This is a genomic window from Corynebacterium glyciniphilum AJ 3170, assembly GCF_000626675.1.
In the GTDB taxonomy this organism is placed as follows: domain Bacteria; phylum Actinomycetota; class Actinomycetes; order Mycobacteriales; family Mycobacteriaceae; genus Corynebacterium; species Corynebacterium glyciniphilum.
Window position 1 is genome coordinate 2,712,189 of sequence record NZ_CP006842.1, and the last position, 16,798, is coordinate 2,728,986.

The following is a 16,798-nucleotide window of genomic DNA, read 5'->3' on the forward strand; positions in this document are numbered from 1 at the left end:
CGCCGACCCACAGGAGATTGATCATGTCACCGCACACGTCACCGTCCACACCCACCGCCGACACCGGTGCGACGTCCCCCGCAACCACCCGTCCCGAGAAAGCAGACGACGTGGAAGCCGTGGTCAAGCGCTCACTCGGGCTCGCCGACAACTGGCTGCAGGTCAAGGAAACGAGCAAGTCGACCAAGCAACTCGCGGACATGGTCCACGAGCCCAGTGGCGTGGAATTCACCTTCAGCTTCGTCGACCGCGTCGCCCGCCCTGAAGACAACAAGGTCGCGGCCGACGAGTTCGCCAAGATCGCCCACCCGGTCAAGCGGCAGGCACCGGTGCCGGGTTTTCTCGGCATCGTCGACCAGATCCTCATGACCGCCGGGTCAATAGCCGCGCCACTGCTTCCCCAGATTGTGATGCCGATCGCGCGTGCGTACCTGCGCTCCGTGGTGGGACACCTCGTCCTCGACGCTGAGGGCTCGACGATGGACAAGATGCTGGACGATGCCCGCGAATCCGGCTTCCGCCTCAACATCAATCTCCTGGGCGAGGCCGTCCTCGGCGAAGACGAGGCCGTGCGCCGTCGCGACGACCTCATCGACCTGGTACGTAACCCCAAGGTCGACTACATCAGCGTCAAACCCTCCGCCGTCGTGTCCCAGCTGAACCACTGGGACCTTGACGGATCCACCGAGAGGCTGAAGGAACGGCTCCGCCCGCTCTACCGTGAAGCCCTGAAGCGCTCACCGCACCCCTTCATCAACATGGACATGGAGGAGTACAAGGACCTTGATCTCACCTTGAGGATCTTCACCGAACTGCTCGGCGAGGACGAATTCCTCGACCTCGAGGCAGGGATCGTCCTACAGGCCTACCTCCCGGACTCCTTCGACGCGCTCCGCCAGCTCACCGACTTCGCCCAGACACGCCGTGAACGTGGCGGGGCGAAAGTCAAGGTACGGATCGTCAAGGGTGCGAACCTGTCGATGGAGCGTGTGGACGCCGAAATCCACGACTGGCCCCAGACGCCCTACCTCACGAAGGCCGAGGTGGACGCGAACTACCTCCGACTGCTCGACTGGGTCCTTCGTCCGGAATACTCCGACGCCATCCGCATCGGTGTGGCCACCCACAACGTCTTCCACATGGCGCTGGCGCACGAGCTTTCCGTCGAACGCGGCGTCGAAGACCAGATCGACGCGGAAATGCTGCAGGGCATGGCGCCGGCCCAGGCCGAAGCCGTGCGGAACGTCGTCGGCGAGGTGATCCTCTACACCCCGGTCGTCAAGAAGGAGAACTTCGACGTCGCGGTGAGCTACCTCGTCCGCCGCCTCGAGGAGAACGGCGCCAAGCAGAACTTCCTGTACGCCATGTTCACTCCCGAAGATGACGAAGAGACCGGCATGACCCCCATGGAGGGGCAGCGCGAACGCTACCTTGCCGCGGTTCGAGACCGGTGGTCCACCGACGCCGGGCCCCGTCGTACACAGGACCGCGCCGAGGAGTCCCGCGAGAAACTCGGTGCCCGCTCTGCCAGCGTCCCCGGCAACTTCGTCAACGAGCCGGATACGGACTCCGACCTGCCGGCCAACCGTGAGTGGGCTGCACGTATCGTCGACCCGTCCTCCGACCCCGGCCCGGCGGTCAGCGAGGAGGTCTCCGACCCCGCCACCGTCGACAAGGCCGTCGAACGCGCCCTGGAAGCACACGATGCCTGGGCGTCGAAAACCGGCGCAGAGCGCGCCGAGATGCTGGACCGTGCCGCCGATGCCCTCGCCGACAACCGCCACCGCCTTATCGCTGCCGCCGTCCACGAGGCGGGCAAGACGGTAGCGGAAACCGACCCCGAAGTCTCCGAGGCCATCGACTTCTGCCGGTACTACGCGGAATCTGCGCGCAAGATCGACCGTCACCGCGGCTCCACCTTCACCCCCTACCGGACGGTGGCCGTCGTCCCACCATGGAACTTCCCGATCGCGATCCCCGTCGGCGGCTGCATGGCCGCACTGGCCGCCGGAGCCTGCGTGATCATCAAACCGGCACCGCAGACCCTGCGCATCGCCGAGATCTTCGTCGAGGCACTGCGCGAGGCGGGCATCACCGAGGACATGCTGCAGCTCATCAACGCCGATGAAGGTGAAGCAGGTAAACGCCTGGTGTCGCACGAGGACATCGATTCGGTGATCTTCACCGGCGGATCCGAAACTGCACGGCTGTTCCGTTCCTGGGATCCCCGGATGGTCATCAACGCCGAGACCTCCGGAAAGAACGCGATCATCGTCACCCCGGCGGCGGACCCGGACCTGGCGGTGTCGGACATCCTGGCGTCCGCCTACGGCCACGCCGGTCAGAAATGCTCCGCCGCGTCGCTGATCATCACCGTGGGTTCCATGGGCAAGTCCAAGCGGTTCATGGGACAGCTGGTCGATGCCGTGAAATCACTGAACGTCGGCCCGGGGCACGACATTTCCACCGACATGAACGGGATCATCGAACCGGCGGGAGACAAACTCCTGCGCGGACTCACCAAGCTGGACAAGGGCGAGAAGTGGCTGGTGAAACCCGAACCGCTGAACGGGACCGCGGAAGACGCCACCCTGTGGAGTCCCGGACTGCGCGACAATGTGCGCCCCGGCGCCTGGTTCCACACCCACGAGTGCTTCGGGCCGGTCGCCGGCGTCATGCACGCCGATACCCTGGAGGAAGCCATCGAATGGCAGAACTCCACGGGATACGGGCTGACGGCCGGCCTGCACACCATCGACCGTGACGAGACGGCTTTCTGGCGCGACCGGGTTGAAGCCGGCAACGTCTACGTTGAACGCGGCATCACCGGTGCCATCGTCCAACGGCAGTCCTTCGGCGGGTGGAAAGGCTCCTCAATCGGCAGCGGTGCCAAAGCCGGCGGCCCCAACTACGTGGCCCAGCAAGGACGCTGGACTGAAGGAGACATCAGCGAGCTCCACAGCGGCAGCGTCTCCACCGCGATCACCCAGATGCTGCGTGAGTTCCACGGTCTGGCGCACCCGGTGCTCACCGAGGACGACCACCGCTGGCTCCGCCGCGCCGCAGAGTCGGACGCGCAGGCCTGGACCTCAGAGTTCGGTATCGAACACGACCGGACGGCTCTGGTGGTGGAGTCCAACGTCTTCCGTTACCGGCCCCTGCTGGAACCGTTGCGCGTGCGTATCGGCGCCCACGCCAACCTTCGTGACCTGCTGCGCCTCTACCTCGGCGCATCGGTGACGGGGACGGAACTCAAGGTGTCCGCCGCACCGGCCGTCACCTCGGAGATGGGTGAGCTGGCCAACCGGATCCGCATGGTCTCCGACATGGAGTTTGCCGCTGAAATCGGGGTGCAGCCCAGTGTGCGGATCCGCACTCTGGGTGACGTCGACGAGAATCTCTACGAGGCCGCCGCACGCTCAGGCTCGGTCGTCCTCGACCAGCCGGTCCTTCCGGACGGCCGGCGGGAGCTGCTGCCGATGCTCCTGGAGCAGGCCGTAACCACCACCGAGCACCGCTTCGGCTACATCCACGGCACCACGCCGTAAGTAGTTGTGGGGCGGGTGCGGGTCCGCCGTAACCTCCACGCCGCTCCCCGTCACGCTCGCCTGACCCCGGGCTGTTGTTGGTCTTAGCCTCCGAAAACCAACAACGGCCCGGGGTTTCGCGATGCGGCATCGTTCCAGGTCCATAATCGATGACTACAATCATCCCCATGACAACCCCAGCCATCTCGGCGTACGGATCCCGTGCCGAGGAGTACACCGAGGCCGTGGGGCACATCGATCATGTCGAGAACGCGGATCTCGAACTGGTCAGTGCCTGGGCTCAGAGCGTCGACGGCCCGATCCTCGACGTCGGTTGCGGTCCCGGTCAGTGGACGCACTGGTTGCACGATCAGGGCGTCGACATCGCGGGCGTGGATCCCGTCTCGGAGTTCATCGACCTGGCACGGCAGACGTATCCAGACGTCCCCTACCGCCTCGGACGTGCCGAGGAACTCGACGTCCCAACCGCGTCCCTCGGAGGAGTCCTGGCCTGGTACTCCTTGATCCACTCCACCCCGACCGACGTTGCTGCGGCACTCAGGGAGTTCTCCCGGTGTGTGCGGCCCGGAGGGGGCCTGCTGCTCGGATTCTTCACGGCCGCCGAGCACGGAACCTTCGGCCATGCCGTCGCCACGGCCTACTACTGGCCACTCACGTCACTGATGCCACTCGTCGAGGACGCCGGGTTCACCGTCACCCACGCTGCGACGCGCCCCGGGCGTCCTGAGCGCGCTCACGGGGAGATCATCGCGGTCAGGAAAAGCGACGCTACGTCCCCTTGACGTTCATCACCTGACGCAGCTTGTGCACCACCCGAACCAACGGCTCTGCGTCTGCCATCACCACGTCAATGTCCTTGTACGCGTCCGGAATCTCATCGACGAATGCGTCACCGGGACGGTAGACGATGCCGTCCATCCGGGCGTCCAGGTCGTCCGCGCTGAACCGCTTACGCGCCTGGTTCCGTGAGAACCGACGTCCGGCGCCGTGGGGTGCCGAGCGCAGGCCCGGCGTGAACCCGCGCCCCTCGACCACGTAGGACGCTGTTCCCATGGAGCCGGGGATCAGGGCTTTCACACCCTCATCCGCGCGGACCGCACCCTTACGGGTCAGCCACACCGTCCGTCCGTAGTGCTGTTCTTCGACGGTGTAGTTGTGGTGGCAGTTGATCCGTTCGGTCTCCTCGACCTGCCTGCCGACCCACTCACCGAGCAGGGTGGAGAACCTGTCCATCATCTCCTCGCGGTTCAACCAGGCGAACCGCTGCGCCCAGGCGAGATCCCGCAGGTAGGAGTCGAACTCGGGAGTACCTTCGGGCAGGTAGGCGAGGTCCTGGTCCGGGAGCTGCACCCAGAACTTCCGCATCAGCCGCTGAGCGGTCTTGATGTGCTTCTGCGCGATCTTGTTGCCGACGCCGCGTGAGCCGGAGTGCAGGAACATCCAGACCCGGTCCTCCTCGTCGAGACACAACTCGATGAAGTGGTTACCGCCACCAAGTGACCCCAGCTGCTGACGCCACTTCTTCGAGTGCCCCAGGTCCACGCCGGTCTCCTCCGCCATGGTGGCGAGCTCACGGGTCCTGGCCTCGGCGGTGCCGCCCAGTACCCACCCGTTGTAGTTGCCCGGGGAGAGCGGAATGGCGAGCTCAATGGCGTCCCGCAACTCCGTGAGTTCCCGTCCGACCAGGTCACTGCTGGTGAACGATGTGCGTACGCCGATCATTCCGCAGCCGATGTCCACGCCGACAGCAGCAGGGATGACTGCCCGCTCGGTCCCGAAGACCGTACCGACGGACGAGCCTTTGCCGAAGTGCGCATCGGGCATCAGGGCGACGTGGGGGAAGACGAAGGGCAGACTGGCAAGCTGGCGTGCCTGGTCAAGGGTGTTGTCGTCGACGTCGGAGGCGAAGCCGAGGAGCTTGTTCTCCTTCAGCGTCACTCCCGGTATGCCGACGGAGTCAGTGGACATGATGGTCGTCCTTTCTGGTGAAAGGGCGAAGCAATCAGGCGCACGTCCGGAGAGGGACTCTGCCGCCACGCGGGTCTACCACTGGTGGCAGATCCTCAGCGGCCTTAAGGCTCTCAGCGTGATCAGCGTGATCAGCGTGATGTCTCAAGCGTGACATTCGTCCGGACGGGGCACCGACGCCTCGCCCGGAACATGGGTGAGAGTCAGTGAAGGCTGCGTAGCTGCAGCGACCCCGTAAAGAGGGCAGCGGGCAACTTGGCGGGCACCGGCAGGTGCTGTTGCACATGCAGGCGCTGGACCTGGCGGTCACGATGCTTCGCGTCCATGCCGCTCCCTTTCCCGGAACACTGACTCGTCATTGGCTTTTACCCGGGGCGTCGTGCTCCGGGCCGCTTGATCATGGCACAGGATCCTCAGTTCGACAAGGGCTCCCTGCGATCTCTACCGGTCTGGGTGGTGCGGGGCGTCCCCATTTCCTTTCGCACGGATACGAGCGATTCCCGCCGCCAGTGCTTCCGCATCGCTCTTACTCACCGCTGGATAGGAACCGTATTCGACGCGCTCTTCAGGGTCCGGTCCGCTCTCACTCCCCATCGACACGAAGATCCGCAGTACGTCGGCGGCTGTGGGTTGCGCATAGTCCGAGATCCTGTCGACTTCCGGGGAATATTCGTCGTCCGGCAAGCCGTCTTCGTCGATTTCCCGGAGAATGTCGCGGAGTCCCCAGGGGTCTACCTCGTAAAACAGAGCAAGGAGTTCTTAGCGGTGCTCGTCCATGCCAGCCAGGCTACATCGTGTCTCCTGCAGGGCCACCGCTATCAGCGTGCTCTACGGCGGACAACAACCCAAGCGGCGCACCATATGATGCCGCAGAACACCAGGGTCATGTCGGTCTTGAGGGGCCGAGACCGACATAACCCCGGGGTCCTGCGAAGGGAGGAGCATCACAGGACGTGCCGCAACACAGCTAGTGGACCCGACGCGCGCCGGCAGACGGGTCAGCGGTGAAGAACGTCGGGACAGGAAAATTCCGCTCACGGGCAGCCGCAGCAACACCCGAGGCAACGGGCTCCACCTGGCCATTCCTCACGATCGCGATCACGCTGCCGCCAAACCCTCCCCCGGTCATCCGCGCACCCAGCGCCCCACAGGCCAGCGCCGTCTCCTGTGCGCAGTCCAGTTCCGGCACCGTCACCTCGTACAGGTCGCGGAGGCTGGCGTGGCTGGCATTCATAAGCTCTCCGAGTGAGCCGGGCGAGCCGCATGAACCGCCGGAGTCAGCGAACGCCCGACCCTCCCGCAGCATCGGTACCGCGTCGTCCCTGGTCCGTCGGATCTCGTTGACGACATGGTGGACCCGGCGCAGCGCGGTCCGGGTGGTCTCATCCTGCGTCATCCCCGTATCATCCAGCAGGTCACGGGCTACCCGCGTGGTTGACCAGGAGGTCACGGCGTCCTGCAGCGGGGAGGCATCCGACGACCTCTCCACCACCTCCCCCAGCGTCGCAACGCCGAGATAGTTCGCAACGGCGTCGATGACCCCACGTCGCGATGCATACTGGCCGTCGACAAGGCGATGTTGTGCATTGGTGTTAATGATCAGCAACGACAGTCCCTCTGCCGCGAGGTCGCAGGGAACCATCTCGACCGAGTCGTCGAGGAAATCGACGGCCAATGCCATGCCCGCACGCCCGTAGAACGCGCTGCGCTGGTCAAGCCCGCCGGTCGACGCCCCGACGACCTCGTTCTCTGCCCGCATGCACGCCGTAACCAGCCGCGGAAGCGCCTCCGTATCTGGCACCCGTCCGGCGGCGAGTTCATAGGCGGCCAGCGCGACGGAGCACTCGAGTGCCGCGGAACTGGACAAGCCGGCGCCGACGGGGACATCGGACACCAAGGCGATATCCAGACCATCGCAGTGCGAAATCACACCGTCCTGGAGCCCCGCCCACACGGCGCCGGCAGCGTAGCCGGCCCAGCCGTCGGGCCTGCCCGGGCCGACAGCATCCAGGCTGATCTCCACGTACTCGGCAGCATCCGCCCCCGGCAACACCGACACCAGACGCAACAGACGGTCAGCCCGACGCCCCACCGCGGCGGCGGTGTTCTGCGGCAGCGCGAACGGCAGGGACATCCCACCGGCGTAGTCGACATGCTCGCCGATGAGGTTTACCCGCCCCGGCGCAGCCCACACACCCTCACAGTGCGCGCTGTCACCGAAGTGGACAGCGAAGAGCGCGCAGGCATCGGACGCGAGACGGTGGTCGTCGCGGGTCGTCCACCAGACTGGTGTCACTGCCATTCCGCCTCCTGCGGCCATACCGCACGAATCCTGTCTGCGACCGCCTCCGGGGTGGTGTCGCTGATCCACGCCCCGAACGCGGATTCTGAGCCGGCGAGGAACTTCATCCGGTGCGGCGAGCGCATCAGGGAGAACAGCTGCAGGTGCAGACGTCCTTCCCCGCGCAGTGACTCGTCGTCCCCCACCAGCCGCGACTGGACCGGCACCTGATTCCACGCGGCGATGTACGGTGTCCGCTCCACGCCCTCGAAATACCGGTCAACGGCGATGTAGAGCGGCTTGAGGATGCACGGGAGGGCCGCGCGTTCGTCCTGCGTGAGGTCGGTGAAGTCCGCGACTGCCCGGTTCGGCACCACCATGACCTCGACGGGCCACTTCGCCGCGGCCGGGACGAAGACAGTGAAGTCGTCTGTGCTGGCGATGATCCGGGTGCCGGCACGATGTTCGGCGGCCAGCACATCGTCGAAAAGGTCGCGTCCGGTGGTGCCTCGATGATCACGTGCGCGTTCCAGGATCTGACGGGAACGCGGTGGGAGGAACGGGTAACTGTAGATCTGGCCGTGGGGATGCTGCAGTGTCACCCCGATCTCTTCGCCCCGGTTCTCGAACGGGGCGACCTGAACGACACCGTCGATCTGTGACAACGCCGCTGTACGGTGCGCCCAGGTCTCGACCACCGTGCGGATCCGGCTCAGCGGCAGGTCGCGGAAGGACAGTGCACTATCCGGGATGAAGCAGATGACCTCACACCTCGCGGCTGCCGGACGTCGCGGGACAAGATCTTCTCCGTCCACCGCCCACGCATAATCCGCCGGGTCGTCCGGCATGGCGATCCGTGTGGAGAAGGACGGGAACCGGTTCTCGAAGACGACGACGTCATAGTCACCAGCCGGGACCTCCGTGGGCAGGTTCCCCGGGGTGGTCGGCGCCAGCGGATTCTCGTTCGCCGGGGGCATGAACGTGCGGTTGTTGCGGTGCGCGGCATAAGTCACCCACTGCCCGGTCAGTGGGTCGCGGCGCATCTCGGACTCGGTCACCGACCCAGGCAGGTCCCGGGAATCACGGCGTTCGCGGGTTACCCGCCCGGCGAGGACCTCCGGGTCGTCGTCGAAGTAGATCAACTCCCGGTCGTCAGCGAGGGTGATGGGGGTGATCTTCAGCGGGTGCTCCCCCATCAGGTGTCCGTCCCGGGCAATTTGTCCTCGTCGATGAGCGATTCGTCGACGACCACCGGGTTCAGCTTCGCCCAGAGGATCAGGGCGGCGGAGACGACGAGAAGCGCGATCCCGGCCCAGACGTTGTCGATCATGGACTTCGCCTCGCCGGTGTCGGGGTTGACTCCGGGATCAAGGAACGCGGCACAGAGCAGCAGGACGACCCCGTAGATGCCGAGGAGGGCCGCGGTGACGGTCCGGATGTCGAAGGCTCCCGCCTTGTGCTTGACAGGTGCCGCCGGATCAGTGGTTGCGGTGTTCACAGGGTTCACAGTGTCGGACATTGTTCTCTCCTTTCGGTGCTGGTCAGTACGGGTCAGTGGAAGATGATGTTGAGGATCACGGTGATGGCGAGAGCCAGCATCCCCAGCGGGACCGTACGGCGGTACCAGGGCAGCTTCTTCTCTTCCGGGTCCTCGAGCATGGCCTTCGGGGTCACCGACTTCACGAAACCGACGAGTTCCTTGTCGGGCTTCGGCGCCGTGAAGGAGGTGACGATCACGGACACCAGGATATCCACCGCGAACGCCAGGCCGGCGGCGACGAAAGCCGTCCCCTGTCCCGGGAGGTTCACCAACGGGTCCTCGCCGAGGGAGAGTGCCCAGAAGATGATGGCGGCGGCGGTACCGGCGACCAGGCCGGACCAGCCTGCGTGCGGGGTCATCCGCTTCCAGAACATCCCGAGCAGGAAAGTGGCGAACAGCGGGGCGTTGAAGAACCCGAACAACGTCTGCAGGTAATCCATGACATTGCCGAAGTTGTTCGCGATCAACGCGGTGCCGACGGCGATCACGGTGGCACCGACGGTCGCCCACCGTCCGACGGTGAGGTAGTAGCCGTCCTCCCTGTCCTTGACGACGTAGGCCTGCCAGAGGTCGTAGCTGAACACCGTGTTGAAGGCTGAGATATTGGCTGCCATTCCCGCCATGAACGAAGCCAGCAGCCCGGCGATGGCCACGCCCAGCAGGCCAGTCGGCAACAGATCGCGCATCAGGTAGAGGATGGCGTCGTTCGGGGCGGCATCCCCGCCTTCGCTGTAGGCCGCCACGATGACGCCGGCGATCATGCCCGGGACGATCACGATGAACGGGACGAACAGCTTCACGAAAGCGCCGATGATCGGGGTCTTACGCGCGGCACTGATGGAATCGGACGCCATCGCCCGCTGCACTTCCACGAAGTTGGTGGTCCAGTAGCCGAAGGACAACACGAAACCCAGCCCCAGCACAATCCCGATGACCGAGAACACCGGGCTGCTGAACCCTGACAACTCCTGCGCCGGCCACGCGTGATTCTGGAAATCCTGGACCTGCTCCTTGAGGGCACCCCAACCACCGACCCGGTTCAGGCCGATGATGGTCAACGGCGCGAGAGCGGCGACAATGACGAAGAACTGCAGGACCTCGGTGTAGATCGAAGCAGACAGCCCGCCGAGGGTGATGTAGGAGAGCACGATCAGCGCCGCGACGATCAACGTGACCCACAACGGCCAGCCGAGCAGGGCATTGACCACCTTGGCCAACAGCACCAGGTTGACCCCGGCGATGAGCAGCTGGGCGACGGCGAAGGACACGGCGTTGACCAGGTGTGCGCCGTTGCCGAAACGACGCCGCATGAACTCCGGCACCGAACGGACCTTCGAACCGTAGTAGAAGGGCATCATCACGATGCCGAGGAAGATCATCGCCGGCACGGCGCCGATCCAGAAGTAGTGCATGGTCTGCAGGCCGTACTCGACACCGTTCGCGGACATGCCGATGATCTCGACGGCACCGAGGTTGGCGGCGACGAACGCCAGCCCGGTCACCCAGGCGGGCAGACCACGCCCGGAGAGGAAGAAGTCGATGGAGCTGGAGACCCTGCGTTTCGCCGCCCAGCCGATGCCGAGGACGAAGATGAAGAACAGGGCGACCAGCGCGTAGTCCACCCAGCTCGCGTCGAGCCGGAGGACGTTCTGTGCGGTCTCCATGAGGGATGCGCTTTCTGTCGGGGTCAGGGAGGGGGTCGGTAAGAATCAGTGAGGGACAAGCACGTCGAGGTGCCAGGAACAGGTCAGGCACTGCCCTGGCGGTAGGCGCGCCAGTCCGGCGCCCGAGTTCAGGGCGTCCGGAGGGGTCGTCATGGGCTCCACGGCGACAGCGCGCCCTCCCGGGCGGCCCGGATACGGCATTCCGGTCCGCACGTCCGGCGTGAAGATCTGGAACCAGCGCAGTTCCGGGGAGGTACTGAGCACCACACCTGCCCCGTCGGGACGCGACAGTGTGAACTGCGGGTCGTCGGTCCACAGGCAGTGGTCGAGCACGCGTCCCGCAAGAGGGTTCACCAGGTGCGGGAGTATGTCGACGTCCTCCTGTTGCTCCCCGCACGGCAGACCTCGCCCATCGAGGGGCAGGTGCAGGTGGTCCGGCACAGCCAGTGAACAGGTGTCTGTCGGTGCCCCGAGTGCCGACGGGTAGAGGTGAAATCCGCAGGCTGCCGGCATGTCTGCCGTGCCGTCGTTACGCAGGGTCAGGTTCGCACGGAGCCCGCGGCCGGTGATGCGGTAGGCCACGGACAGGTGGATCGGCCACGGCCATCCGGGTTGCGGGCCTGGTTCGACGACGAGACAGACAGCGTCCGCGCGATGCTCCACCACCGTCCACTCCCGATCAGAGACGAAGCCGTGCAGGGCGGTCGCCCTCCCCGGTTCCGTGATGCCCAGTCGATGGCGCTGACCGTCGAAGTCGAAGGCCCCGTCCCGGGTTCGGTTCGGCCAGGGGGCGAGGACGACGTTGGCCGACAGAGGTGCTGTGACCTGCTGATCCGGGCCGGCGTATCCCTCGAGCAACTCCTGGCCCCGCCAGGTCAGCCGCGAGGGTCCCCCTCCACGCAGTGCCAGGGTTGCGACACACTCGCCCGAGACGACCGTCACACTCGCCGGGGCAGCTGTCATTCAGCTCACACTAGTCCAGTTTATTTAAGGAAGGAACCTTTCATCCCCGATGCCGCCTCCCACTGCAGGACACCAGGTTTATGTCGGTTTCGCCCCCTCCCGGCCGACACTACCCTGGGGTCCGGCGGGGACGCCCCCGCGCCCCGCATGTCCCCTACGATCCGGTGTCTCGCCTACGCCCCGTCGCCCTGCTGCTCCGCCATCCGCCAGCGGATCCCGGCTTCGAGCAACCCGTCAATGCCACCGTCGAGCACCTTGGACGGGTCGTTGACCTCGAAGTTCGTCCGCAGGTCCTTGACCATCTGGTACGGGTGCAGGACATAGGAGCGCATCTGGTTACCCCAGGAGTTCGAGCCGTCGCCGCGCAGGGCGTCCATTTCGGCGGCCTCCTCCTGACGCTTGCGCTCGAGCAGCTTCGCAGCGAGGACGCGCATGGCCGACGCCTTGTTCTGAATCTGCGACTTCTCGTTCTGGCAGGTCACCACAATGCCGGTGGGAATGTGGGTCAGCCGCACCGCCGAATCGGTGGTGTTCACCGACTGGCCGCCAGGGCCGGACGACCGGTAGACGTCCACCCGCACATCATTGTCGTCGATGTCGACGTGGTCAGAGGTCTCCACCACCGGCAGGACCTCCACCTCAGCGAAGGAGGTCTGACGGCGCCCCTGGTTGTCGAAGGGACTGATGCGCACCAGGCGATGGGTGCCCTGCTCCACCGACAGGGTGCCGTACATGTAGTCGCCGTGGACGACAAAGGTCGCGGACTTGATGCCGGCCTCTTCGGCGTAGGAGATGTCGTAGACCTCAACCTTGTGCCCGCTCTTCTCCGCCCAGCGGGTGTACATGCGCATGAGCATCTCCGCCCAGTCCGCGGCGTCCACGCCGCCAGCGGCGGAACGGATGTTCACCACCGCCTCGCGTGAATCGTATTCGCCGGAAAGCATGGTCGTGACCTCGAGGGAGTCGATCTCCTCACGCAGGTCGGCAAGCTCGGTCTCAGCGAGTTCGGCGGCCTCGGCGGCGTCATCCCCCTCAGATTCCTCAGCCATCTCGTACATCACGGGCAGGTCATTGAGTCGGTCGCGCAGGCCACGCACCTTCTTCAGACGCGCCTGGACGTGGCTGAGCTGACTGGTGATCTGCTGGGCGTGGTCGGGGTCGTCCCACAGGGACGGGTCGGCGGCCTGGTCCTCGAGTTCGCGCGCGCGGGACTCCAGCTCATCAAGGTCGAGCACCTTTTCGATGGTGGTGAGGGTGGAGTCGAGGTCATCGATCGCGGAGATCACATCGGGCTGCATGGTCGTCCAGTCTACTCACCCCAGGGGCGGTACCCGGGCCACACCCCGTGCACAATAGATGCATGAACTCCCCCATCCCCGCGGACGCCCTGCAGGCCATCACGAAGACGTTCATCATCTCGCACGACCGGGACGACGACGGCACCCTCGCCCAGGCGTTGGTGTACAACGCCGGGCGACTGGCCTGGCGGATGCGGGAAGCGGGTGTCACCACCGAGTTCAAGACGTCGGTCTCCGACGTGGTGACGGCGGCGGACCGCGCGGCCGAAGACTTCGTCGCCGAGGCGCTGCGCACGCTACGCCCGCAGGACGGCCTGCTCGGCGAGGAGGGCACGTCCGCACCGTCGGAATCAGGTCGCACCTGGGTGATCGACCCGGTGGACGGCACATACAACTTCACCACCGGCTCCGACTACTGGTGCTCGGCCCTGGCGCTGGTCGACGGCGATCCCGAGGATCCGGAGAAGCTGCACTTCGGCGCGGTCCACCGTCCGGCAATGGGGTACACCTGGTTCGGCGGGCCGGACCTGCCCACCACGCTGGACGGCACGCCGGTCGGCACGCTGCCGGACCTCCCCCCGGAGAAGTCCTGTCTGAGCGGCTACCTGCACCCCACGGACATCGCGACCCCGGAGCTGAACCGTGTGTTCACCGGCACGGTGAAGGACTTTGCGACGGTGCGGTTCAATGGGTCGGCGTCGGTGGACATGGCCGGGGTGGCGTCAGGCAATGCGGGCTGCTGGTTCCAGCACAGCGTCCTGCCGTGGGACCTGCTGCCCGGGCGAGCATTGATCGAGGGCGCGGGCGGCCGTTGTGAACGCGTCAGCGCCGGCGGCAAACGGTGGTCGGTGGCAGGCTCCCCCTCCAGTGTCGGTCACGTGGTGGAGAACCTATCCTTGGAGCCATGAGTGCACCCACGTCTGACTGCCCCGACTATTCTGACGACCTGACCCTGGCGCTGTACCTCGCCGACGTCGCCGACAAGGTCACCATGGACCGTTTCGGGGCGGGCGATCTGGAGATCACCACGAAACCGGACTTGACCCCGGTGTCCGACGCTGACACCGAGGTGGAGCGGCAGCTGCGCGAGATCCTGTCGACCCGCCGTCCCGACGACGCCGTGCTCGGCGAGGAATTCGGTGGGGACACCGGGGACGCAACGAGGACGGGCCGGCAGTGGGTCATCGACCCGATCGACGGGACGAAGAACTTCGTCCGCGGGGTGCCCGTGTGGGCGACACTGATCTCACTGGTCATTGACGGGACGCCCGTCGTCGGCGTGGTTTCCGCACCCGGCCTCGCGCGACGGTGGTGGGCCGCCGAGCAGATGGGCGCGTGGGCCGTCTTCAACACGGGCGAGGCACGCAGGATCTCGGTGTCGAAGGTCTCCGATATCGCGGACTCCTCGATCTCACTGTCCTCGTTGGAGGGGTGGAAGAAGGTAGGACGCCGCGATGAACTCATCGCACTGACGGACGCAGCATGGCGACTGCGGGGCTACGGGGATTTCTGGTCCTACTGCATGGTCGCCGAGGGGACAGTGGATATCGCCGCCGAGCCGGAAGTCAACCTCTGGGACCTGGCGGCCCTGGACATTCTCGTCCGCGAGGCCGGTGGTCAGTTCACCGCCCTCGACGGCACGCCGGGCCCCCACGACGGCTCCGCGGTGGCGAGCAACGGACTGCTGCAGGAGCGGGTGCTGTCCGCACTGGATGCAGGGCAGAACCCTGCCACCTGATTTTCCGCTACCGTGGGCAGGGACAACGAATACAGACACCGGATTCTCGAAAGGGCGACACCTGTGACTTTCACCGTCCCGAACCCCACCCCTGTGACGAAGACGCCGGAGTGGCAGGCTCTGGTCGCCCATGCGACACGTTTTAAGGGAACCACGCTGAAGGACCTGTTCCGGGAGGACCCGGGCCGGGCGGGTGACATGACGTTCGAGGTCGGCCCGCTGCACGTGGATCTCTCGAAGAACCTCGCCGACGAGAACACCGTGCGCCTGCTGCTCAATGTGGCGCGGGCGAAGGGGATCGAGGATTATCGTCAGGCGTTGTTCAATGGCGAGCACGTCAACACCACGGAGGACCGTGCGGCACTGCACACGGGTCTGCGCGTGCCGATTGACCAGGACCTCAGCGTCGACGGTCAGGATGTCGCCGAGGACGTCCACCACACCCTCGACCGGATGCGCGGACTCGCCAAGGCGTTGCGCAGCGGCGACTGGCGGGGGGCGACCAACCACACGATCAAGAACGTGGTGAACATCGGCATCGGCGGCTCTGACCTCGGCCCCTCGATGGCGGCACAGGCACTGCGCCCCTACTGCACCGCCGGGATCACCCCGTACTTCGTCTCGAACGTCGACCCGGCGGACATCACCGCCACCCTCGACGGTCTTGACCCGGCATCCACCCTCTTCGTCGTCTCTTCGAAGACGTTCACGACCTCGGAGACCCTGGCCAATGCACACAGTGCGAAACGGTGGCTGCTCGATGGCCTCAAACGGCTCGGCGTCGACACCTCCGACGACGCGGTGGTGAACGACGCTGTCGCCAAGCACTTCGTCGCCGTGTCGACGAACGCCGAGGAGGTCGCGAAGTTCGGCATCGACACCCGCAACATGTTCGGTTTCTGGGACTGGGTCGGTGGCCGGTTCTCGGTGGACTCGGCGATCGGGCTGTCACTGATGGCGGCGATCGGGCCGCGGGACTTCATGGAGTTCGTCGCCGGTTTCCACGACGTGGACAACCACTTCTACTCCGAGCCGCTGGAGATGAACGCGCCGGTGCTGATGGGCCTGTTCGGGGTCTGGTACACCTCGGTACTGAACTCCCAGTCGCATGTGGTCCTCCCCTACTCGCAGGACCTCGGCCGCTTCCCCGCCTACCTCCAGCAGCTGATGATGGAGTCCAACGGCAAGTCGGTGCGTCTCGACGGCGAGCTCACCACCGCCGAGACCGGTGAGGTCTACTGGGGCGAAGCCGGCACCAACGGCCAGCACGCCTTCATGCAGCTGATCCACCAGGGCACCCACCTCATCCCGGCGGACTTCATCGGCTTCGTCAACCCGCACACCGACCACCGGAGCTCCGACGGGGAGACCAGCATGCACGACATGCTGCTGTCGAACTTCCTCGCCCAGTCGCGTGTCATGGCCTTCGGCCGGACCGCCGAGGAACTGCGCGAGGCGGGTGTGGACGAGAAACTCGTCCCGCACAAGGTCATGCCGGGCAATCGCCCGTCCAGCACGATCATCGCCGACAAGCTGACCCCGCGTACCTTGGGCTCGTTGATCGCACTCTACGAGCACATCTGCTTCGTGCAGGGTGTGGTCTGGGGCATCAACAGCTTCGACCAGTGGGGGGTCGAGCTGGGCAAGAAGCAGGCGAATGAACTGCTCCCGCTGCTGGGCAACAACACCGACTCCTCAGATGTGGACACCGGGGACCCGTCGACGGATTCGCTGCTGCGCCACATCCTGCGCAACCGGAAGCGGTAGGTCTGCACTCGTCCTGAGGCCCCGGGGCATT

General features: G+C 65.6%; 12 protein-coding genes. 5 read left to right on the forward strand and 7 right to left on the reverse strand.

Annotated elements, in window-relative coordinates:
* The first annotated feature begins 23 nt into the window (after positions 1–23).
* Both CGLY_RS12690 and CGLY_RS12695 read left to right on the forward strand, forming a co-directional pair.
* The gene (locus CGLY_RS12690; protein WP_052540167.1) at positions 24–3,548 is read left to right on the forward strand and encodes a proline dehydrogenase family protein; all 3,525 of its coding nucleotides are present in this window, start codon (positions 24–26) and stop codon (positions 3,546–3,548) included.
* 167 nt (positions 3,549–3,715) lie between these two features.
* Complete coding sequence (locus CGLY_RS12695) at positions 3,716–4,330, forward strand: class I SAM-dependent methyltransferase (protein ID WP_038549946.1); 615 nt, start codon at positions 3,716–3,718, stop codon at positions 4,328–4,330.
* Here the strand turns inward: CGLY_RS12695 and CGLY_RS12700 are convergent.
* The 7 genes from CGLY_RS12700 to prfB all read right to left on the reverse strand — a co-directional run bounded on the left by CGLY_RS12700 (position 4,317) and on the right by prfB (position 13,262).
* Positions 4,317–5,516 carry an RtcB family protein gene (locus tag CGLY_RS12700; RefSeq protein ID WP_052540168.1) on the reverse strand — a complete coding sequence of 400 codons (1,200 nt, stop codon included), beginning with the start codon at positions 5,514–5,516 and terminating at the stop codon, positions 4,317–4,319. The genes CGLY_RS12695 and CGLY_RS12700 overlap by 14 nt on opposite strands.
* A gap of 967 nt (positions 5,517–6,483) precedes the next feature.
* Positions 6,484–7,818 (reverse strand): galactokinase, encoded by a 1,335-nt coding sequence (gene galK, locus CGLY_RS12710; RefSeq protein ID WP_038549950.1) that lies wholly within the window; start codon positions 7,816–7,818, stop codon positions 6,484–6,486.
* Complete coding sequence (gene galT / locus CGLY_RS12715; RefSeq protein WP_174411444.1) at positions 7,809–8,978, reverse strand: galactose-1-phosphate uridylyltransferase; 1,170 nt, start codon at positions 8,976–8,978, stop codon at positions 7,809–7,811. The genes galK and galT overlap by 10 nt, the downstream gene beginning before the upstream one ends.
* A gap of 14 nt (positions 8,979–8,992) precedes the next feature.
* Positions 8,993–9,316 carry an LPXTG cell wall anchor domain-containing protein gene (locus CGLY_RS12720; protein ID WP_038549955.1) on the reverse strand — a complete coding sequence of 108 codons (324 nt, stop codon included), beginning with the start codon at positions 9,314–9,316 and terminating at the stop codon, positions 8,993–8,995.
* A gap of 32 nt (positions 9,317–9,348) precedes the next feature.
* The gene (locus CGLY_RS12725; protein WP_038549961.1) at positions 9,349–11,001 is read right to left on the reverse strand and encodes a sodium:solute symporter family protein; all 1,653 of its coding nucleotides are present in this window, start codon (positions 10,999–11,001) and stop codon (positions 9,349–9,351) included.
* Between the two features lie 45 nt (positions 11,002–11,046).
* The gene (locus CGLY_RS12730; RefSeq protein WP_038549964.1) at positions 11,047–11,964 is read right to left on the reverse strand and encodes an aldose epimerase family protein; all 918 of its coding nucleotides are present in this window, start codon (positions 11,962–11,964) and stop codon (positions 11,047–11,049) included.
* Positions 11,965–12,137: 173 nt separating this feature from the next.
* A complete protein-coding gene (gene prfB / locus CGLY_RS12735) occupies positions 12,138–13,262 on the reverse strand; it encodes a peptide chain release factor 2 (protein ID WP_038549968.1) in 1,125 nt (374 codons plus the stop codon).
* 62 nt (positions 13,263–13,324) lie between these two features.
* Here prfB and CGLY_RS12740 point away from each other — a divergent pair, with 62 nt between their 5' ends.
* The 3 genes from CGLY_RS12740 (at position 13,325) to pgi (ending at position 16,767) form a co-directional block, all read left to right on the forward strand.
* On the forward strand, positions 13,325–14,170 hold the full coding sequence (locus tag CGLY_RS12740) for an inositol monophosphatase family protein (protein ID WP_038549971.1): 846 nt from the start codon (positions 13,325–13,327) through the stop codon (positions 14,168–14,170).
* On the forward strand, positions 14,167–15,000 hold the full coding sequence (gene hisN, locus CGLY_RS12745; protein ID WP_038549976.1) for a histidinol-phosphatase: 834 nt from the start codon (positions 14,167–14,169) through the stop codon (positions 14,998–15,000). The genes CGLY_RS12740 and hisN overlap by 4 nt, the downstream gene beginning before the upstream one ends.
* Positions 15,001–15,063: 63 nt before the next feature.
* Positions 15,064–16,767 (forward strand): glucose-6-phosphate isomerase, encoded by a 1,704-nt coding sequence (gene pgi, locus CGLY_RS12750; RefSeq protein ID WP_081803924.1) that lies wholly within the window; start codon positions 15,064–15,066, stop codon positions 16,765–16,767.
* The last annotated feature ends 31 nt before the right edge of the window (positions 16,768–16,798 follow it).

What these genes read in the sequence shown, in the direction of transcription:
- CGLY_RS12690 (WP_052540167.1), top strand. Translation starts at nt 24, where the DNA reads ATGTCACCGCACACGTCACCGTCCACACCCACCGCCGACACCGGTGCG.
- CGLY_RS12695 (WP_038549946.1), top strand. Translation starts at nt 3,716, where the DNA reads ATGACAACCCCAGCCATCTCGGCGTACGGATCCCGTGCCGAGGAGTAC.
- CGLY_RS12700 (WP_052540168.1), bottom strand. Translation starts at nt 5,516, where the DNA reads ATGTCCACTGACTCCGTCGGCATACCGGGAGTGACGCTGAAGGAGAAC.
- galK (WP_038549950.1), bottom strand. Translation starts at nt 7,818, where the DNA reads ATGGCAGTGACACCAGTCTGGTGGACGACCCGCGACGACCACCGTCTC.
- CGLY_RS12720 (WP_038549955.1), bottom strand. Translation starts at nt 9,316, where the DNA reads ATGTCCGACACTGTGAACCCTGTGAACACCGCAACCACTGATCCGGCG.
- CGLY_RS12725 (WP_038549961.1), bottom strand. Translation starts at nt 11,001, where the DNA reads ATGGAGACCGCACAGAACGTCCTCCGGCTCGACGCGAGCTGGGTGGAC.
- CGLY_RS12730 (WP_038549964.1), bottom strand. Translation starts at nt 11,964, where the DNA reads ATGACAGCTGCCCCGGCGAGTGTGACGGTCGTCTCGGGCGAGTGTGTC.
- prfB (WP_038549968.1), bottom strand. Translation starts at nt 13,262, where the DNA reads ATGCAGCCCGATGTGATCTCCGCGATCGATGACCTCGACTCCACCCTC.
- CGLY_RS12740 (WP_038549971.1), top strand. Translation starts at nt 13,325, where the DNA reads ATGAACTCCCCCATCCCCGCGGACGCCCTGCAGGCCATCACGAAGACG.
- hisN (WP_038549976.1), top strand. Translation starts at nt 14,167, where the DNA reads ATGAGTGCACCCACGTCTGACTGCCCCGACTATTCTGACGACCTGACC.